The sequence below is a fragment of the Actinomadura sp. NPDC000600 genome, from assembly GCF_040492135.1.
GTDB lineage: Bacteria > Actinomycetota > Actinomycetes > Streptosporangiales > Streptosporangiaceae > Spirillospora.
In genome coordinates, this window is the sequence record NZ_JBEUPD010000059.1 from 15015 (window position 1) to 34198 (window position 19184).

Genomic DNA, 19184 nt, shown 5'->3' on the forward strand with positions numbered 1-19184 from the left:
CGGGCGGGTCCCCGGTGGAGCATCAAAGCGTCAGTCCTTTCGATGCATGCACGGCCCACCCGCGGTCGCTGTGCTCTCGCAGCGCCGCACTCCACCCGGAGCCCGCTATGAACGACACCATCACCCAGCCGGCCCCCACCAGCTACCAGGTCACCGCTTCCACCACCTCGGCCGGCCGAGCCCTGGTCAGCGTCGGCAGCGAGGCGATCACCCTCGACACCGCCTGGGCGAGCGCACCGTCCGGGCTGCCCGGCCCCGCCGAACTTCTCGCCGCGGCGCTCGCCGCCTGCCTGCTCAAGAACGTCGAACGGTGCGGGCAGATCCTCCCCTTCCGGTACCGGCATGCTGAGGCCGTGGTGACCGCCCACCGTCAAGACGCTCCACCGGCCTTCACACGCTTCACCTATGAACTGCGGCTGGACACCGACGAACCCGAACACCGGGTCGATCTGCTGCACCGCAACCTGCGCCGCTACGGCACCGTCTACAACACCCTCGCCGCCACCTGCGAGGTGCAGGGCAGCGTTGTCGCGAGCCCACCGGCCGCGGCGCCATCCTGATCGCCTCGGATGTGGCGCGCCCGTCAGGTCCTCGGGCGAGCGGCGGCGTCTCCAGCGGGGCCCTACGCCGTCATCATTTGGACGACGTCAACGCACGGTCGGTGGTGCGTCTCTGCTTGCGCAACCGGGTGAGGACGTGCCGGGCGTCGGCGGCGACCCCGCGCAGGGTGGCCGAGGCGAACGAGCGCTGCCATTCCAGCCCCACGTACCCCAGTCCTGGGTGGGTGAGCGAGGCACCGCCGCGGTGGCGCGGCTGCCCGTCCTGGTCCAGCGCACCGAACCCGGCGAGATAGTCCACGCCCGGCCGATACCCGGTGGCCAGCAACACCACGTCGACGTGTTCGCGCGTCCCATCGCTCCACACAACCTGGTCTCCCTCCAGGCGGGTGAACATCGGGCGGCGGTCGGGGTTGCCGGTGGCGATGGCGTCGCGGTAAGTGCCGGTGTCCATCACCGGCGCGCCCTTTCCGCCGGTCAGCAGCGGGCGCGCCCAGCCCGCGGTGTCCAGCCCGGTGCGCTGCAACCAGATGTGCATGTCGACGCCCAGAAGGCGCTGCGCCATGAAGCGGAGGGGATGCCGGGTGGCCAGCGTGACGTCGGCGACCCCGGCGAGCTCGATGGCGATCTGCACCGCCGAGTTCCCCCCGCCCACGATCACCACGCGCCGGCCCGTGAACGGGTCGGGGCGCCGGTAGTCGGAGGAGTGCAGCACCGTACCGGGGAAGGCGTCCAGACCCGGCAGGTCCGGGCGGTGGGGGCGGCTGAACCCGCCTGTCGCGGCGATCACCAGCGGTGCGGCGAAGACCTCGCCGCGCTCCGTGACCACCTCGAATCCGCCTCGCGAACCGTCCTGCGCGGCCACGACCTCTGTGACCCGGTGACCGGTGCGGATGTCGGCGTCCAGACGGGCGGCGTAGTCGGTCAGGTAGGCCACGACTTCGTCCCGCGCGGGGTAGCCGTCCGGATCACCGGGGAACACCGTCCCGGGCAGAGCGCTGCGGCGGGCCGGAGAGAAAAGGGTGAGGCTGTCGTAGTAGTGCGGCCAGGACCCGGCCGACTGCTTGGCCGCCTCAAGGACGATGGGTGCCAAGCCGAGGGATCGAGCGGTGTGGGCGGTGGCCAGACCGGCCTGCCCGCCGCCGATGACGACCAGCGGTGCGGTGGTGAACATGCGGGGGAACATATCAACATTTCATAAAATGTCCAAGTATTGATATGTGACCTAGGATGGAAGCCCGTCCCATGGAGGAGCAAGCAGCGATGGCCGAGCCGGTGACCAGCCAGTCGATGTCGATGGAAGGACCGGTTGACGGGACGGCCACGAGGTCGCCCGGCGGAGGCTGCGAGGGGACGCCGGCCGCTCCGCTCGGCGCCGGAGCACACGAGTTCCTCAAGGCGCTGGCCAGCGAGCAGCGGCAGCAGATGCTCGAACTGTTCGCCGGCGGCATCGAACTCAGCGTCGGCGCCGTCGCCGAGCGTCTGGGCGTCGGCCAGTCCAACGCCTCGCAGCAACTCGCGCTGCTGCGGCGGGGCGGCCTGCTCACCTCACGCAGGGACGGCAAGCAGGTCCTCTACCGCATCGATTCCGCCGCGATCGACCGGTCGCTCACCGAACTGCGCGACTACCTGCACACCTGCTGCCCGCCCGCGGACTGAACCCGCCGCCCTGGCTCGCCCCTCCTACCGTGCCCGGCAAACGGCCGCGGATCGACCAGGGGCAGGACAGGAGCCGGAGAGCGAGGACGGTGCCGCACACCGGCGCGGAAGTTCGAGGACACCGCACCGTCGGCTCCGGCCCCGCGTTCTCACTCCTGCGGCCGCAGCTCGCTCACAAGGTTCTCGACGCGCTTGCGGATCTCGTCGCGGATCGGCCGCACGGCGTCGACGCCCTGCCCGGCGGGGTCGTCGAGGGCCCAGTCCAGGTAGCGCTTGCCGGGGAAGACCGGGCAGGTGTCACCGCACCCCATGGTGATGACCACGTCGGAGGCCTGGACGGCATCCGTGGTCAGCACCTTGGGGATCTCGGCGGAGATGTCGATGCCCTCCTCGGCCATCGCCGCCACCACCGCGGGGTTGACCTGGTCGGCCGGTGCCGACCCCGCCGAGCGGACTTCGATCTCATCGCCGGCCAGGTGGGTGAGGTAGGCGGCGGCCATCTGGGAGCGTCCGGCGTTGTGAACGCAGACGAACAGGACGCTGGGCTTGCCGGAGAGAGTCTGATCAGACATCGGGGGTCCATTGCTGGTCGAGGCCGGGATGGCCGAGGGCGGCGAGCAGGTCGGTGACGAGCAGGTCGAGCTCGTCGCGGATGCGGCGGATCTCGCTCAGCGGCTGGTGGGCCGGGTCGGGGACGGCCCAGTCCAGATACCGGGTCTGCGGCAGGAGCGGGCAGGCACCGCCGCAGCCCAGGGTGATCACCAGGTCGGCGGCGGCGACGAGTTCGTCGGTCAGCGGCTTGGGGAACTCGGCCGACAGGTCCACCCCGATCTCGGCCATGACCTCGACGACGGCCAGCTCCAGTTCGGCCGCCGGCGAGGTGCCGGCCGAGCGGGCGTGCAGCCGCCCGCGCCCACGCGCAATGGCCAGCGCGGCAGCCATCTGGGACCGGCCGGCGTTGGCGTCGCAGACGAACAGCACCTCGGGGACCGGCGTGTCGAGCCCTCCTTCGGCCTGGGCGAGCGCGGTGAGCCGCTCGGCTGCGAACCGTTCGGCCAGCACCACCAGATGGGCGCCGACATTGGAGGCGGCCCGCAGCTGCCCGTAGGAGTCGACGACCAGACGGCGGGCGGTCTCGGGGGAGACCAGCCCGTGGAACCGTCCGGCCAGCCGCGCGGCGATGCGATCGAACAACGCCTCTCCGGGTGTCGTGATCACTGCGGGCCTCCGTGGCAGATCTCTGGAACCGCGCTGGTCATCTCCTGTCACCGCCGCCGACCTGATATCGGCGACGCAGCCACAGCGACACGTACACCAGCCCCACGAGGACCGGAACCTCGATCAGCGGGCCGACCACGCCCGACAGCGCCTGCCCGGAGGTGACGCCGAAGGTTCCGATCGCCACGGCGATGGCCAGCTCGAAGTTGTTCCCGGCAGCAGTGAACGCCAGTGTCGCGGTGCGCGGATAGGACAGCCGGACGGCGCGGCCGAGGGCGAAGGCCCCACCCCACATCACCGCGAAGTAGGCCAGCAGCGGGAGGGCGATGCGGGCGACGTCAGCGGGCTGGTTGGTGATGGTGTCGCCTTGCAGGGCGAACAGGATGACGACGGTGAACAGCAGCCCGTACAGCGCCACGGGACCGATCCGGGGCAGGAACCGCTCCTCGTACCACGCGCGGCCACGGGCGCGTTCACCGAGGCGGCGAGTGAGGTATCCGGCCGCCAGCGGGATGCCCAGGAACACCAGCACGTTCACCACGATCTTGCCGATCGAGAAGTCCGCCTCGTCGGTAGCCAGTCCCAGCCAACCGGGCAGGACCTGGAGGTAGAACCAGCCGAGCGCACCGAACGCGATGACCTGGAAGACGGAGTTGAGAGCGACCAGGACGGCCGCGGCCTCGCGGTCACCGCAGGCGAGGTCGTTCCAGATGATGACCATCGCGATGCACCGGGCGAGGCCGACGATGATCAGCCCCGTGCGGTACTCGGGCAGGTCGGGCAGGAACATCCAGGCCAGCGCGAACATCACCGCCGGGCCGATCACCCAGTTCAGCAGCAGCGAGGCGACCATCAGCCGGCGGTCCCCGGTGACGGTGTCCAGCCGGTCGTAACGGACCTTGGCCAGCACCGGGTACATCATCACCAGCAGGCCGAGAGCGATCGGCAACGAGATCCCGCCCGCCTCGACCTTGGCCAGGGCGTCGTCCAGTCCGGGAACTGCGCGTCCCAGCCCGAGACCGAGCGCCATGGCCGCGATGATCCACACGGGCAGGAACCGGTCGAGCATCGACAGCCCGGCGACCACCCCGTCCTCCGGGGGACGGGGGTCGGTGCCGGAGTCTTGCGTGGTGGTCACGCGCAGGGCCTCTTTCGCTGGTGGGTCTGGACCTCGCGGGCGGCGGCGGCCAGCTCGCCGAGTTCGGCGGCCAACTGCTCCAGCGCCTCGGGGCGCAGCCGGTAGTAGGTGAAACGCCCGCACGGTTCGGTGTCCACCAGGCCGGCTTCACGCAGCACCCGCAGGTGGTTGGAGATATTGGTCTGCTTGGCGCCGGTCTCCTCCACGAGGTGGCAGTTGCACAGCGCCTCCGCTGCCGGCAGCGACACGATCCGGGCGCGCAACGGGTCGGCCAACAACCTGAGCACATCAGTTCCGACTGACATCACCACAGACTGATACGTTAGCAGCCGCCGGTAACGGCCGACCAGGCGACGCGACCTCGGCAAACGTTCGCAACCCCTGCACTCGACGGCAGCACAACACGCCAGCAGCTTTTCGATGCAAAGCCCGACCCTCGGATGCCCCATGCTGGCGACCCGGGCCGCGCAGCGGCACAACAGCCCTTACCTGGACCTGCGCGTACACCCATTCGGCCGGGAGCGCGGGCACAGCCCGTCACGGGCGTTTCGACCGGGGGCGCGCACGCTCGCCGCGGAGGGCATCGTCAAGCGCGACGAACTCTGCGAGGCTGTCGGCCCTGACAATGACCATCGAGACCGGGTCCGACGATGTCAGCGGCCGTGCTCCCATGACCGTCATCACGCTCCTCGGTCAAGCGCCAGCAGCTGACGGCTACGCACCGAGAACGCCGACTCCAAGCGGGCCAACGAGGTTCTCAAGAAGGCCAATGCAGCTTCCGTCACCGAACTCGGCCGAGCAGAACCGCACCCTCATGATGATCGACCGTCTGGGTGAGCGCTTCGGGAATCTGCGAAGCGCACGTGGCTCCCGAAACTGGCTCCCGTGGCTCCCTGACTGCACACGAGAAACCCATGTCTTTCCGCGAGCCGATTGTGAGGATGTTAACCGGCCACCGACATGTGTTTCTCGCCGCTCCCGCCGGGGGCCTTGAGTTCTTCCGGGAAGGAAGAGACCGAGCCTGCTCCGGATGTGCTCGCCTGCATCGCGGCTGTGAGCGCGCACTCCGAGTAGACCCACGGCCCCCGCCGTCGTGCGTTCGCGGTCGTGGCGGGGGCTGCTGCCAGGTGTGCGGGGTGGGGAGTGGTGGTCGTGTGTCAGGTGTTCAGCAGGAGTGCGCAGCGGATGACGCCGAGGTGGGTGTAGGCCTGGGGGTGGTTGCCCAGGCCGCGTTCGGTGAGGGGGTCGTATTGCTCTGGGAGCAGGCCGGTGGGGCCGGCGGTGTTGAGCATCTGGGTGAACAGTTCTTCGGCGTCGTCGCGGCGGCCGGTGCGCAGGTAGGCCTCGATGAGCCAGGCGGTGCACAGGTGGAAGCCGCCTTCTCGGCCTGGCAGGCCGTCGTCCCAGCGGTAGCGGTAGACGACGGGGCCGCTGCGCAGTTCGGCTTCGACTTTTTCGACAGTGGCCAGGAACCGGGGGTCGTCGGTGTCGAGCAGGCCGGACAGCCCGACCCATAGCGAGGAAGCGTCCAGGTCAGGATGGCCGTAGGCGACGGTGTAGGCGTTCGCGTCGAGATGCCAGCCGTGTTCGGTGACGTCGGAGGCGATCTGGTCGCGCAACCGTCGCCACGCGGGCCGGTCCTGGCCGCGATGCTGTGCCGCGATGTGGAGGGCGCGGTCCATTGCCAGCCAGCACATCACTTTGGAGTAGACGTGGTGGCGCCGGGGCAGCCGGGCCTCCCACAGTCCGTGGTCGGGCTCATGCCAGCGTCGGTGGACGGCCTGGACCGCCGCCTCGACGATGCCGAACTCCTCGTCGCCGATGCCGCCGCGGGCATCGGCGACCGCGGCGATCAGGTCGGTCACGGGCCCGAAGATGTCGAGTTGCACTTGGCGGTCGGCGAGGTTCCCGACGCGGACGGGCCGTGAGCCGGCGTAGCCGGGCAGGGTGTCGATGACGGCTTCGGGGCCGAGGTGCCGGCCGTCCAGGGTGTAGAGCGGGTGCAGGCGTTCGGGGTGGCCGCCGGTGGCCGCGACCAGGCCGCCGATCCAGTGCAGCAGGTCCTCGGCCTCGTGGAGGCTTCCCAGGTCGACCAGGGTGCGGGCCGTCATCGCGGCGTCGCGCAGCCAGCAGTACCGGTAGTCCCAGTTGCGGACTCCTCCGATCTCCTCGGGAAGCGAGCTGGTGGCGGCGGCCAGGATGGCTCCTGTCGGCGCGTGGCACAGCCCGCGCAGCGTCAGGGCGCTGCGCAGCACGTCGGCGCGCGCGAAGGTCGGCAGCCGCAACCCCGCCGCCCAGTCCCGCCACGGCCGCTCGGCCAGCGCCTGCCGGCTCCCGACGTCGGTCGGGGGGTGGTGGAGATCGTGTGTGCCCAGGCGCAGTTCGATGGCGACGGTGCCACCGCACGCCGCGAGGTCGACGATCGCGCGCGCGGTGTCGTGGCCGTCCTCATCGGACCGCACGGTCCATTCCACCTGCGGTGAGTACAGGGCCGCCCGCTCGCCGGAACCGGCCACCAGCAGCCCGCCGGGACGGGGCGCGAGCCGGACTTCGACCTGACCGAACTCCGGACGCGGAGCGAACTCCAGCTGGGCCGTGCCCGTGCCCGACAGCACCCGGACAAGGGTGGAGGTGCCGGCGAGCGGGGCCCTCGCATCGGGGTGTCCGCCCGAACTGTCCGGGCCGGTCGGGGCGCCGGACTCCAGCCAGTCGGTGACGGTCAGTCCGGGCCACCGGGTCTCCAGGGTCATCGTGCCGGTCCGGTAGCGCTGGCCCAGAGGCAGGCCGCCGCGGTAGGGGCTCGTGGTCAGCCGTCCGGCGGCGGCACCGCCGATCAGGTGCCCGAACAGAGTGGGCGAGTCAGGGCGGGGATGGCACAGCCATGTGACGGTGGCGTCGGGGGTGAGAAGTGCGACCGTACGCTGGTCGGACAGCAGGGAGTGACGTTCGATGGGGACGGTCGGCTCTCCGTACAGCCACCGACGGCGGGTCCGCTCGAGCAGCGCCAGCGCGATGGCCGCCGTGGCGGCGGGCTCACCGGGGGCGAAGACGGTGTCGATGCCCAGGTCCGGGCCGTTCAGCCGGGCGAACACCTGCGCGTCGGCTTGGCCGTCGCCGATGAACAGCACCGCCCCGGCCGAGTTCCGGGTGCGCAGGGCGTCCACCGCGCTGACGGCGTCCGTAGTGATCAGTGCGGGTCCGAGGGTGTGCTCGACGCCGTGGCCGGCGATGAGATGCACCTCGGCGGGCAGCCGCGACAGCGTGGCCAGCTCACCCAGCGGTCTGCCTGACAACACCGCGACCGAGGTGTCCGGCAGCGCCGCGATTTCCCGCAGGACAGCGACGGCCTCGGGGGTTTCGGCGGCTTGGCCCTGATCGGTGCCGGGGCTGCTGAGGACGCCGTCATAGGTGCAGGCCACCAGCAGTCGCGGCACGCGCGCTATGCGATGTACGGCGGCCGCGAGATCGTGATCGCGCAGGCCGTCATCGACCGCACTCGGCTCCCGCAGGTGCGGGTGGTGGGGACCCCTCGGGTCCAAGGTTGCGCTCATACGGCGCTGCCTCCGGATGGTGTCATGCGAATAGGGTGAACAGAGCTGAAGGACGCAATGGGGAATGGGTGTAGGAGGAAATTCCTGCAGAGGTGAATGGAGGTCCAAGCCACCTTCAGGAAGCGCTGGGGATGCTAAGAGAGTGACTGCGGCTTTCGCGAAACCGTGCGATATGGAGTCGAGGCTTGGTAGGCCATTGCGGGCGTACACGGAGCAACGGCGCGACGCTCAGGCGGCCGGCGGCCATCAGACGCAGCGCGGCCCGGGTCGCCTCGGCGAGAACGATTGCAGGCCCGGACGTGGGCGTTGACGACTTCGCGCCGGAGCCGACGACGGCTTGTCATCCAGAGGGGACCGACCCCATCACTTGACGGCCCCTTGCAGCAGTGCCTTGACGAAGTTGCGCTGGAAGAACAGGAAGATCACCAGCGAGGGCAGGATGATCAGCAGTGATCCGGCGCAGAGCAGCACGGTGTCGGTGCCGTACTGGCCCTGGAAGGCGCCGAGCCCCCCGGCCACCGTGCGTTTCGTCGCATCGTCGACGAGGACGAGCGGCAGCAGGTACTGGTTCCACGTGGCGAGGAAGAACAAGACCGAGAGCGCGGACAGGGCCGGAGTGGCCAGCGGCAGATGGATACGGCGGAAGGTCTGCCAGGTGCCGGCGCCGTCGATCTTCGCCGCCTCCGTGAGCGCCGTCTCGGCGCCGAGGAAGTGAGCCCGCATCCAGAAGATGCCGAACGGCATCAGCAGCCCGATCAGCGGCAGGACGATCGCCAGCCGCGTCCCCAGCAAGCCCATGCCCTGGATGTTGTAGTAGAGCGGGGTGATGAGTGCCTCGATCGGCAAGGTGAGACCCACGATCAATATGGCGTATATCGCCTTTCCACCGGGCACTCTCAGCTGGGCGAGTGCGTAGCCGGCGGCGGTGGCCATCGCCACGGTGGCCGGGACGACGCCCAGCACGATCAATGCGCTGGAACGGAACAGGGCGACGAAGTTGGCGGAGCTCCACGCGTCGACAAAGTTGTGCCAGTGCGGATGCGCCGGCCAGCTGAGTCCCTGCGGAGAGCTGCCCGGTGCCGCAAGGGCGGTGGTGAACATGCTGAGCAGCGGCACGACGGCGAACAGCATCAGCGCGAGCAGGATGCCGGTGCGGGTGAGTCGCTGTGCGGCGGACGTCCTCACTTTTCCCTCCCCAGGCGCTGGATCGGCCAGATGACGACGAGGACGAGGACCGCCAGGAACACCGCCAGCGCGGATGCCTGGCCGACGTGCTGCTGGAGGAACGTGAGCCGGTAGATCTCCACGCCGGGCACCATGGTCTGGTAACCGGGCCCTCCCTGGGTCGAGATCTGGATCACGTCGAAGCTGGCCAGGGCGGCGATCATGGTGAAGGTCGTGCAGACGACGAGTTCCTGACGCAGCCCGGGCAGCGTCACGGCGAAGAACTCGCGGAACCGTCCCGCACCGTCCAACCGGGCGGCCTCGTACAGGGACGGGTCGATCTTGCCGATGCCGGCGAGCATCAGGACCGTGCAGAAGCCGAGCATCACCCAGACGCCGATCACGCCGACGGCCGGGAGGGCGAACGTGAAGTCACCGAGCCAGGCCCGTGTGTGCGCACCGAGGCCGAACGCCCGCAGGACCTGATTGACGAGCCCGTCCGAGGAGTACATCCACGTCCACGCGATGCCGGCCGCGACGAGCGGCAACACCTGGGGAATGAAGAGGACCACCCGGGCGACGGTGTTGAACGGGCCCGGCTTGAGCTCCCGGATGAGCGTCGCCGCGACCAGACCGAGTCCGACCGGGAGCACCGTGTAGAACACGATCAGGACGAAGGCGTGCTCGACGGAGTGCAGAAGCTCCGACTGGGTGATGAGCGCCTTCCAGTTGTCCAGCCCCGCCGGCGTGGCCGCTCCGACGCCGTCCCAGTCGTAGAAGGAGTACTGCACCGACTGGGCCATCGGGTACAGCACGAACACCGCATACATTCCGAACCCCGGCGCCACCCAGAGCAGCGCGCTCCACTGCCGGGCCCGGACCCGGACCCGCCGGGGACGCCGACCCGACTCACCGGGCGCGGGATGTTCGTCGGCATCTGTCGTGCTCCGCGGAACCGGCGCGGCCGAAGCCCCGCCCGCCCCGAGCGGATTGGAGATCGTCGACATTGGGCCTCCCGTCAGGGACCGAACCGGATCACCAGGGGCGGCGTCAGCGCCCGAGATCGCGTTCATAGTCGTCCTGGACCTTGGCCGCGAACGCCTTCGGAGACGTCTTGCCGCTGAGAAGAAGCTGCGTCTGCGGCACCAGGGTGTTCACGTTGATCGACGCGGTGGCATCGGCCATGAACCCCACCAACCCTTCGCTCTTCAGCAGGATCTGGAACGCCGCGACGGTCGCGGCGACGGCCGATCCGGCCGGCGCGGTAGGCACGGTGGCATCAGCCGGCCCGGCCGGGACGAGGCCGCCCAGTGTCACCGTGTCCTGCCGGGCCTGCGGGTCGGTCTGGACGAAGTCGAGGAATGCCGCCGCGACGTCGGCATGGGGCGACTTCGTCGGAATCCCCAGGGTGTCGGCGGCGGTCATCGCCCAGGAGGGACCGCCGGCTTCGCCGGGCGGAAACAGGAAGAAGCCGAACTTGCCCGGACCGGCCTTGTCCAGTCCGGGGGCCTGCCAGTTCCCGCTGGGGAAGAAGACGGCCTTGCCCTTCATGAATTCGGCGGGCGCCTTCGTCTGGTCGATGGCGTTCACGTCGGTCGGCAGGTACCCCGCCTGCGCCCACCGGTGCAGCGTGGTGGCGGCCTTCACCGTGGCCGGCGTGTCGATGTTCGCGCCGGGCTTGGCGAAGTTCCAGTCCTGGACGCCCTGCGCGTTGCCCGCATAGGCCATCTGCAGGTTCTGCAACGGGTACACGGTGCCCCCGTCCTTGCCGTTGATCATGATCGGCTGCAGCCCGGCACTCTTGGCCTTGGCGAGGAGCTCCTCGAACTCGGCCACGGTCGCCGGCGACCGGGACATCCCGATGCGCTGCGCGAGCGCCTTGTCGTAGTACACGCCGGTCAGGCCGAAGCCCGGGCCGGCGCCGTACAGCGACCCCGTTCCGCGCTTTCTGCCGTCTGCCGCGACACGAGTCGAGGCGAACTGCGATTGGGGCCAGCCGGCCCAGCCGTAGGCCTTCGCGTAGGGGTCGAGGTTCGCCAGGAGGCGATTGTTGATCAGGTTGCCGAACTGGGGGACCCGGACCAGGTCGGGCACGTCGCTGCCGGAGAGGATGTGCGCGATGTTGGTGGTCAGCGCACCGTAGTCCTGGCTGGTCACCTTGACGGTGACGTTGGCGTGCTCGGCGTGGAACAGCTTGCCGAGTGCCGTGAAGAACGGCACGTCCGTGCCGCTTGTGACGAGCAGGTTCAACGTGACGGGCTTGGCGCCGATGTCCGTGCTCACCGGCTTCGACGACTTGTCCGCCTCGGACGTCGCGCCCGGTGCGCACGCAGAGAGGAGCAGCGCTCCGGCCGCCGTGGCGGCGGCCATCCGGACGGCCTTGCGGTAGTGGGTCAGTGATCGCACTGGAATTCCTTCGCGGCTAGATGGGGTCTAGGTGCCGAAAGGCGCGACGCAGGGCATCCCCGGCGACGCCGACGGCGTGGTGCGAGTCGGTCATCACGCTGAACATCTCGAAGAAGCCGTGGATCTGGCCGACGTACTCGCGCAGCTCGACGGGCACGCCCTCGGCCTGCAGCCGCCCGGCGTAGTCCTCGGCCTCGCCGCGGAGAAAGTCGTGTTCGGCGGTGATGATCACTGCGGGTGCAACGCCTGCCAATGACGGTGCGTGAAGCGGCGACGCGTACGGACAGGCCCGCAGCGCCGGGTCGGGGACGTAGGCCCCCCAGATGTGTTTGAGGCGCCGGTAGGTGTTGGGACCGAAGCCCGGCTGACCGGCGAAGCGGACGTATCGCCGCCTGAACGCGACCTTGTAGTCGGTGTCCTCCGTGCTGTCGAGCACCGGGTACACGAGCATCTGAGCCGCGATCTCGACCCCGTCGTCACGAGCCTTGAGGGCCACGGCCGCCGCGAGGTTGCCGCCTGAACTGTCCCCGCCGACGGCGACACCGTCGAAGAGGCGCCGCGCCCAATCGACGGCGGTCCACACGTCGTCGAAGCCGGCGGGAAACGGATGCTCGGGCGCAAGTCGGTAGTCGACGGAGAGCACGGCGCAGCCCCCCTGGTTCGCGAGAGCCCGAGCGACCCCGTCGGCGGTGTCCAGGTCGCCGTGGATCCAGCCGCCTCCGTGGGCCCAGATGAGCACTGCCCGCTCCGTACCGGTGGGCCGGTACAGCCGGCCCCCGACTCCGTCCGCGTCGATCGCCTCGACGGACACCACGGGTTGCGGATCGCCCGTCACCGCCAGGACACGCTCCCGCGCGTCCTTGCGCAGAGCGGCGAGGTCGGCGGCCCAGGGGTCGGGCGACGGCGCCGCTCGCGCCAGAAACCCGAGGACCTGCTCGTGCGGCTGAGGCGGCGCTTCCCCATCGTGGACGTCCGGCCGCTGCTGCCCGAACTCTGCGCTCACTCGGTCCCCCATCTGCGTCGACTCAATACTGACTGATCGCTCAGTCTGTTTCCGGGAGGTTACTGAGTACTCAGTCAGTTGTCTATACTTGGGGCCGACCTTTCGTCAGCGCGAGGGAGAACCAGCCGTGCCCCCTTCCCCCAGGCCAAAGACTTCGTCGGCCAAGGGCATCGAGACTCGGGAGCGCATCGTCGAGGTCGCCGTGCGGTTCATCGCGCGCAACGGAGCACGGGGCACCAGCCTCAGCGACATCGCGGCCGAAGCAGGCGTGTCGCAGGCCGGGCTGCTGTATCACTTCGGCAGCAAGGAGGCGCTGCTCAATGCCGTGCTCGATCGCTACCTGGAGTTCACCGAGCAGTGGCTGTGGGGCGACGGACCCGACCCCGGCCTCGAAATCCTGTGGATCATCGCAAGGCACATGGCCGACTGGCCGAGCCAGCCGCATGACGACAGCGTGTACAGCCTGATCGGCCTGAACACGGTGGTGCTCGCGGAGAACGTCGGCAAGGACACCGACCTCCATCCCCGCCTGGCCGAGGGCTACCGGACGACGATCGACCGCGTCGCGGCCACGTTGCGGTCCGCCCAGAAGCGGGGTGAGATGCGCGACGACGTGGACCCGCGGCTGAAAGCCATGGAGATCATCGCATTCTGCTACGGCCTCGAGGCGGCGTGGCTGGTCAACCCGACGATTCCAGTCGCTGACGCCGCCGCCCAATGGGCGGCGCAGCAGACCGCACTCTTGACCACCGAGTCAGCCACTTCCAGTCCGCGCTAAGAGGTCGTAACAGAATCAGCGGACGAGGCGTCGCCAGCAGATGATGGCTGCGGCGAGGGTCATGAACGCTTCATGGATGTCGTCGCGGGTCTCCCAGCGGATGCGTAAGCGGCGGAACCAGTGCAGCAGGCCGATGGTGCGCTCGACGACGTAGCGGTGGACGCCCAGCCCGGAGCCGTGGGGGGCTTCCGCGGCGGGCGATGACCGGCTTGATGCCCTTGGCCCACACCAGCCGGCGGTATTTGTCGTGGTCGTAGCCGCGGTCGGCCAGCAGCCGCTCGGGCCGGCTGCGAGGGCGTCCGACCCGGCCCCGGACGGACGGCACCTTGTCCAGCAGCGGCATCAACTGGGTGACGTCGTTACGGTTTCCGCCGGTCGGCGACAGGGCGAGCGGGATGCCGCGCCCCTCGGTCAACACATGGTGCTTGGAGCCCGGCCGACTGCGGTCGACCGGGCTCAGACCGGTTTTGGGCCGCCCTTGAGCGCGCGGACATGCGAGCTGTCGATCAGCGCCCTGGACCAGTCCAGCTGCCCGGCGGCGTGCAACTCCTCCAGCAGCAGCCGGTGCAGCCGCTCCCACACGCCCGCCTGGTGCCACTCGGCCAGCCGCCGCCAGCACGTCATACCCGAACCGAACCCCAGCTCCTGCGGCAGGAACTCCCACCGGATCCCGGTGTGCAGCACGAACAAGATCCCGCACAGCACCTTGCGGTCGTCCAACCGCTTACGCCCAGGGTGGTGCTTGCGGCGCTCGACCTTCGGCAGCAGCGGCTCGATCCGCTCCCACAGGCTGTCGGCCACGATCCATGGGGGTTGCTCGCCCTTACGCACCCGCCCACATCACACCCGGACATCACACCATGCCGCATCACATGCACATTTTGTTATGACCTCTTATAGCGGTTCGGGGAGAGCAGCGGCATGGACGCGAGGCGGTTGGCTTACCGTCTGCGGTCGACACCTGGCACCAGCGCCCAGGCGGTCCGGTGTCGGTCGCGACACCGGGTTCCTTCGTTTGTAGGGGTCAGATTAGGGGTGTCGCCCTCTCCCGGGAAGCTTCATCCTCAAGAGGAGGCCATGAAGGAGAGCGACTCGATGAACGATGCCGCCAGGGGTCACTCGACAAAATCTCGTGTGGACGCCGTGCTCATTGGAGGGCCGGACGACCTTCCGAAATCGGCCCGGACACGCCAGGCCGAATCCACCGACCGCATCATCAAGATCATGCACCGGGGCGGGTACGAGCACTTCGAACTCGACGACGGTTCCCCCACCCCGGCCACCCGGCCTCAGCGGATCTTCCGCTGGACGATGCGCACGCGAATCGCCGAGTAGAGAATCAGCGGCATCGTGGGCATCCGGGGACGTGCGCTTTGCGATGCGGGCTCGTTCAGTCAGTCAGTCAGTCAGTCCAGGCGAGTCGCGGTCGACCAATCCGCGTCCATTGGAGTGACAGAGACGTAGTCGGCCTTCAGCGCGGTGTTGTCGGCATTGCGCACCGGCTCAGGGGTCTGCGGGCAGTCCCCTTCGATCTTGTAGACGTCGCCGCCGGCGGGTGTGCAGTGGAACCACCCCCGGTAGGTCCGGACCAGCCCGGTGATCTTGGTGCCTCGGGGACCCGCCGGGGTAAGCGGGTAGTTCACGTTCAGCGTGGTGTGCGGGGGCAGCAGGCGGCCCTCGCGGGCGTGCTCGCGAAGCTTGGCGATCAGCCTGGTCAGGTAGTCCGCCGTGGCGGGTATGGCGGGTATGGCGGCGGTGGCGCCGAGGTCTGCCGGGTCGAACTCGGTGCTGACCGCGATCGACGGGCACCTTCAGGCGGCCGCGAGTAGTTTGTTGCGCAGGGCCTGCAGGGTCGGCGCGGGGAAGCCGTCGTCGTTGGTCAGCAGAATCCCAGCGGACGCTCATCCGGCGCCGCCACCTCAGTGGCGGATGCCGGCACCGACAAGACCAGGGCGGCGAGTCCGACAAATCCGGCAAGTTTGGTCAGCTAGGAAAGCGCACGCCCTCCCGGCCTCAAATTACGTAATCGAAGAGAATGGAATTTATTACACCAGATCAGAGGCGACATGAGGCGACAGGTGAACATTCACCTCTTTCTTCATTGACCTGTCTGCCGTCGAAATAGGGGTTGATTGCAGCTTCCTGACCGCGTCGGCGACGCCGCGCTGGACAGGCTTGGGCACGAGCCTTCCGTGTTGTGTGACCCAATAGCCGAGCAGGGCACCGGGTTCGTCAGGGCTTCGCAGGACCATACTGATGATCCCGCGATTCCCGGTGTCCCCCGTTGCACACTCGGAACCGAACCAATTCGGCGGACGCGACGATCGCCGCGGGAGCTAGATTGCGGGTGTTGCGTAACCAGCCGATACAGCGCAGGAGCCACAGGATGTCGCTTGAGGCGATGCGGGCGATCACGGCGGCGAACCGATCGTCCGGCGGGGCGTACCAGTTGGTTCCTTGGACGGCGCAGTCGGCGAGCAGCCTGAGTAGGTCGATTCTGGCTTCCTGGTCAGGGCCGGCGAAGGGCGAGGCAGGCCCAAGCGCGTCCCCAGGAAGGGCGGAACCACGCCGACCAGACTTCCCGGCGCACCTTTTTCAGCAATGACCGCTGAGCCCGCTCGCCTCAGTGCTCAGCGGCGTCCTCTAGGGGCAGTGCACGGAGGTTAGGGGGCGACGTCTCCGGGGGTTGGCGGGTTGCATCGCTGAAGGGGCGCCGCGCGAGCGCCCTCCGTACCCGTGGACCTCCGGGAGTGCGTATGCCCGCCCAGGCGCCGATCGCGCCTCTGCCGCCTCACCAGCTTGAGATCTTCATGCTCCAGATCTCGATCCTGCTGGGTGTCGCGGTCCTGCTCGGGCGCCTGGCGCGGCGGGCCGGCCTCCCGGCGATCGTCGGTGAGTTGGCGACGGGCATCCTTCTCGGTCCTTCGGTACTGGCGCACCTGCTCCCGGGCCTCTCCACGTGGCTCTTCCCCCGCGGCCCGAATCAGATGCACCTCTTGGACGCCGCCGGACAGCTCGGCCTCGTGCTGCTGGTCGGGCTCACCGGCATGGAGATCGAGCTCGGGAAGCTCCGCCGCCGTGGCCGGGCGGCGGCCCAGATCAGCTTGGCCGGGTTCGCGGTCCCCTTGGCGCTCGGCGTGGCGGCGGGTTTCCTGCTGCCAGAGCAGGTCGTCCCCGATTCGGCTGATCCCACGGTTTTCGCGCTCTTCCTGGGGCTGGCGATGAGCGTGAGCGCCATCCCGGTCATCGCCAAGACGCTCATCGACATGCGGCTCCAGCATCGCAATGTCGGCCAGCTGATCCTGACCGCGGGCGTCATCGACGACATCGTGGGCTGGTTCCTGCTCTCCCTCCTCTCAGCGATGGCGACATCCGGAATCCGGGCGGGAAACGTCACCCTCGCCCTGGCTTCCCTGGCCGGCACGGTGCTGTTCGCCGCACTGGCCGGACCTCTGTTGGCCAGGGTGTTCGTGACGGCAACGGCGGGCCGGGACCGCGACCGACCGATCGTGGGCACGGTGGTCGTGTTGATCCTGCTGGCCGCCGCCGGTACTCACGCGATGTCACTGGAGGCCGTGTTCGGCGCGTTCCTCTGCGGGATCGTCCTGCGCGCCTCAGGGGCCGTACCGCCCGAGGACCTTTCGGCTCTGCGAACGGTCGTGCTGTCGTTCCTGGCACCGCTCTTCTTCGCTACCGCGGGACTGCGCATCGACCTGACCGGCCTCGCAGACCCGACCGTCCTCGGGACGGCCGTGGCGATTCTGGCGATCGCCGTGATCGGGAAGTTCCTCGGCGCGTCCTTGGGCGCCGTAGGCGGTGGCTTGAACCGCTGGGAGGCCCTGGGGATCGGCGCGGGGATGAACGCGCGCGGCGTCATCGAAGTGATCGTGGCGATGGTGGGGCTGCGGCTGGGCATTCTCAGCACCGACACCTACACCATCGTCGTGCTCGTCGCTGTGATCACGTCGGTGATGGCCCCGCCCGTCCTGGCGTTCGCGATGGCGCGCGCCGGCGACGCGGCCGAGGAACGTCTTTACGCGGCGGCGGCCACGCCCAGCTCAGAACCTCCGCCGCTCAACCGGGCCTCTCCCATGGTCCCCCAACCCGTCCTGCAAGGAGAACGGCGACCCATGGCGACCTCTGAAGAAAGACTTCTCGCCTACCTGAAGCGCGTCACCGCTGACCTGCGGCAGACGCGCACGAGGCTGAAGCGGGCCGAGGAGAAGCATCACGAGCCGATCGCAGTGGTCGGGATGGCCTGCCGTTATCCGGGTGGTGTGCGGTCTCCCGAGGACCTGTGGAACCTGGTCGCAGGTGGCACCGACATCATTTCCGGGTTTCCGGAGGACCGGGGCTGGGACGCCGCCGACCTGTACGACCCCGAGCCAGGCAAGCCCGGCAAGACCTATGTGCGGCAGGGGGGCTTCCTCGAAGTGGCCGGGGAATTCGACCCTGGGTTCTTCGGGATCTCTCCCCGTGAGGCGCTGGCCATGGCCCCGCAGCAGCGGCTCATGCTCGAGGTCTCGTGGGAGGGCTTCGAACGGGCGGGAATCGACCCGCGCTCGCTCAAGGGGACGGCAGTCGGCAACTACATCGGCTGCAATTTGCTGGACTACTGCACCACTCTCGACCGAGTGCCCGAAGGCCTGGAGGGCCACTTCACGACAGGAAGTACGGCCAGCGTGGTGTCGGGGCGGGTGTCTTACACGCTGGGTTTGGAGGGCCCGGCGGTGACGCTGGACACCGCGTGCTCGTCTTCGCTGGTGGCGATCCACCTCGCCTGCCAGGAACTGCGCACCGGGGAATGCTCCCTCGCCCTGGCCGGCGGCGTCGCCGTCATGGCCACGCCCATCACCTTCATCGGCTTCGCGGGGCAGCGCGCCCTCGCCGCGAACGGACGCTGCAAGCCCTTCGCCTCCGCGGCGGACGGCATGTCCCTCTCCGAGGGCGCCGGGGTGCTGGTGTTGGAGCGGTTGTCGGACGCGGTGCGTCATGGGCGGCGGGTGTGGGGGGTGATCCGCGGTTCGGCGATGAACCAGGACGGCGCGAGCAACGGCATGGCGGCGCCGAACGGTCCTTCGCAGCAGCGGGTGATCCGGCGTGCGCTGGCCAATGCGCGGTTGTCGGGTGCGGACGTGGACGTGGTGGAGGCCCATGGGACCGGCACCTCGCTGGGCGACCCGATCGAAGCCCAGGCGTTGCTGGCGACCTACGGCCAGGACCGTCCAGAGGACCGTCCGCTCTGGCTGGGTTCGGTGAAGTCGAACATCGGCCACGCGCAGACGGCGGCCGGGGTCGCCGGGGTCATCAAGGCGATCATGGCGCTGCAAGAGGGCATATTGCCGCGGACGTTGCATGTGGACGAGCCGTCGCGGGCGGTGGACTGGTCGGCCGGTGCGGTGCGGCTGCTGACCGAGGCCACCGAGTGGCCGCGGGTGGACCGGCCGCGCCGGGCCGGAGTGTCCTCGTTCGGGATCAGCGGCACCAACGCCCACCTCATCCTGGAACAAGCCCCCCAACCCGAGCCGCACGCCGAGCCCGCGGGTGAGCCGCGCACCGTGTCCGCCGAGTCCGCCGAGTCCGCCGAGTCCGCGGCTGATCCGCGCGCCGAGTCCGCCGGCTGGGATGGTCCGGTGGTGTGGGTGGTGTCGGGTCGCGGCCAGGGCGCGGTGCGCGACCAGGCCCGCCGGCTGGCCGCCTGGACCCGCAC

General features: G+C 69.2%; 16 protein-coding genes and 1 pseudogene. 5 read left to right on the forward strand and 12 right to left on the reverse strand.

Going from position 1 to position 19184, the window contains the following annotated elements; genetic code table 11:
- The first annotated feature begins 107 nt into the window (after positions 1-107).
- On the forward strand, positions 108-560 hold the full coding sequence (locus ABWI07_RS41830) for an OsmC family protein (RefSeq protein WP_353821935.1): 453 nt from the start codon (positions 108-110) through the stop codon (positions 558-560).
- A 73-nt stretch (positions 561-633) separates the two neighbouring features.
- Here ABWI07_RS41830 and ABWI07_RS41835 read toward each other — a convergent pair whose 3' ends face one another.
- On the reverse strand, positions 634-1731 hold the full coding sequence (locus ABWI07_RS41835) for a flavin-containing monooxygenase (protein WP_353821936.1): 1098 nt from the start codon (positions 1729-1731) through the stop codon (positions 634-636).
- Positions 1732-1802: 71 nt separating this feature from the next.
- Here ABWI07_RS41835 and ABWI07_RS41840 point away from each other — a divergent pair, with 71 nt between their 5' ends.
- Entirely contained in the window at positions 1803-2216 is a 414-nt protein-coding gene (locus tag ABWI07_RS41840; protein ID WP_235036476.1) for an ArsR/SmtB family transcription factor, read from the forward strand.
- Between the two features lie 149 nt (positions 2217-2365).
- Here the strand turns inward: ABWI07_RS41840 and ABWI07_RS41845 are convergent, their stop codons facing one another.
- From ABWI07_RS41845 to ABWI07_RS41885, 9 genes are all read right to left on the reverse strand, one after another.
- Positions 2366-2788, reverse strand: a complete 423-nt coding sequence (locus tag ABWI07_RS41845; protein WP_353821937.1) for an arsenate reductase ArsC — start codon at positions 2786-2788, stop codon at positions 2366-2368.
- Positions 2781-3434, reverse strand: coding sequence for an arsenate reductase ArsC (locus tag ABWI07_RS41850; RefSeq protein WP_353821938.1), 654 nt, complete (start codon positions 3432-3434; stop codon positions 2781-2783). The genes ABWI07_RS41845 and ABWI07_RS41850 overlap by 8 nt, the downstream gene beginning before the upstream one ends.
- A 37-nt stretch (positions 3435-3471) precedes the next feature.
- On the reverse strand, positions 3472-4503 hold the full coding sequence (gene arsB, locus ABWI07_RS41855; RefSeq protein ID WP_353821944.1) for an ACR3 family arsenite efflux transporter: 1032 nt from the start codon (positions 4501-4503) through the stop codon (positions 3472-3474).
- A gap of 65 nt (positions 4504-4568) precedes the next feature.
- Complete coding sequence (locus tag ABWI07_RS41860; protein WP_200841599.1) at positions 4569-4877, reverse strand: ArsR/SmtB family transcription factor; 309 nt, start codon at positions 4875-4877, stop codon at positions 4569-4571.
- Positions 4878-5729: 852 nt separating this feature from the next.
- A complete protein-coding gene (locus ABWI07_RS41865) occupies positions 5730-8006 on the reverse strand; it encodes a trehalase-like domain-containing protein (protein ID WP_353821939.1) in 2277 nt (758 codons plus the stop codon).
- Between the two features lie 480 nt (positions 8007-8486).
- Positions 8487-9308: a carbohydrate ABC transporter permease gene (locus ABWI07_RS41870; protein WP_235036475.1), complete on the reverse strand. Its 822-nt coding sequence runs from the start codon at positions 9306-9308 to the stop codon at positions 8487-8489.
- Positions 9305-10117: a carbohydrate ABC transporter permease gene (locus tag ABWI07_RS41875; protein WP_149256794.1), complete on the reverse strand. Its 813-nt coding sequence runs from the start codon at positions 10115-10117 to the stop codon at positions 9305-9307. The genes ABWI07_RS41870 and ABWI07_RS41875 overlap by 4 nt, the downstream gene beginning before the upstream one ends.
- Positions 10118-10337: 220 nt before the next feature.
- On the reverse strand, positions 10338-11657 hold the full coding sequence (locus ABWI07_RS41880; RefSeq protein WP_353821940.1) for an ABC transporter substrate-binding protein: 1320 nt from the start codon (positions 11655-11657) through the stop codon (positions 10338-10340).
- Between the two features lie 52 nt (positions 11658-11709).
- Positions 11710-12696 carry an alpha/beta hydrolase gene (locus ABWI07_RS41885; RefSeq protein ID WP_353821941.1) on the reverse strand — a complete coding sequence of 329 codons (987 nt, stop codon included), beginning with the start codon at positions 12694-12696 and terminating at the stop codon, positions 11710-11712.
- A 127-nt stretch (positions 12697-12823) separates the two neighbouring features.
- Here ABWI07_RS41885 and ABWI07_RS41890 point away from each other — a divergent pair, with 127 nt between their 5' ends.
- Positions 12824-13474 (forward strand): TetR/AcrR family transcriptional regulator, encoded by a 651-nt coding sequence (locus tag ABWI07_RS41890; protein WP_149256791.1) that lies wholly within the window; start codon positions 12824-12826, stop codon positions 13472-13474.
- 15 nt (positions 13475-13489) lie between these two features.
- On the opposite strand, the pseudogene ABWI07_RS41895 reads toward ABWI07_RS41890, so the two are convergent.
- Positions 13490-14278 (reverse strand): annotated as a pseudogene (locus tag ABWI07_RS41895) (IS5 family transposase).
- A gap of 291 nt (positions 14279-14569) precedes the next feature.
- Between ABWI07_RS41895 and ABWI07_RS41900 the strand changes: the two are divergent.
- On the forward strand, positions 14570-14809 hold the full coding sequence (locus ABWI07_RS41900) for a DUF5988 family protein (protein ID WP_149256870.1): 240 nt from the start codon (positions 14570-14572) through the stop codon (positions 14807-14809).
- A gap of 71 nt (positions 14810-14880) precedes the next feature.
- Here the strand turns inward: ABWI07_RS41900 and ABWI07_RS41905 are convergent, their stop codons facing one another.
- Entirely contained in the window at positions 14881-15117 is a 237-nt protein-coding gene (locus ABWI07_RS41905; protein WP_353821942.1) for a hypothetical protein, read from the reverse strand.
- Positions 15118-16230: 1113 nt separating this feature from the next.
- Between ABWI07_RS41905 and ABWI07_RS41910 the strand changes: the two genes are divergently transcribed.
- Positions 16231-19184 (forward strand): beta-ketoacyl synthase N-terminal-like domain-containing protein (locus tag ABWI07_RS41910; protein WP_353821943.1); only part of this gene is annotated, 2954 nt, incomplete at its 3' end.

Bases quoted from the DNA above. Each gene is read 5' to 3' on its own strand.
- ABWI07_RS41835 (WP_353821936.1), bottom strand. From the start codon at position 1,731: ATGTTCACCACCGCACCGCTGGTCGTCATCGGCGGCGGGCAGGCCGGT.
- ABWI07_RS41840 (WP_235036476.1), top strand. From the start codon at position 1,803: ATGGAGGAGCAAGCAGCGATGGCCGAGCCGGTGACCAGCCAGTCGATG.
- arsB (WP_353821944.1), bottom strand. From the start codon at position 4,503: ATGCTCGACCGGTTCCTGCCCGTGTGGATCATCGCGGCCATGGCGCTC.
- ABWI07_RS41830 (WP_353821935.1), top strand. From the start codon at position 108: ATGAACGACACCATCACCCAGCCGGCCCCCACCAGCTACCAGGTCACC.
- ABWI07_RS41875 (WP_149256794.1), bottom strand. From the start codon at position 10,117: ATGTATGCGGTGTTCGTGCTGTACCCGATGGCCCAGTCGGTGCAGTAC.
- ABWI07_RS41860 (WP_200841599.1), bottom strand. From the start codon at position 4,877: ATGTCAGTCGGAACTGATGTGCTCAGGTTGTTGGCCGACCCGTTGCGC.
- ABWI07_RS41900 (WP_149256870.1), top strand. From the start codon at position 14,570: ATGAACGATGCCGCCAGGGGTCACTCGACAAAATCTCGTGTGGACGCC.
- ABWI07_RS41845 (WP_353821937.1), bottom strand. From the start codon at position 2,788: ATGTCTGATCAGACTCTCTCCGGCAAGCCCAGCGTCCTGTTCGTCTGC.
- ABWI07_RS41880 (WP_353821940.1), bottom strand. From the start codon at position 11,657: ATGGCCGCCGCCACGGCGGCCGGAGCGCTGCTCCTCTCTGCGTGCGCA.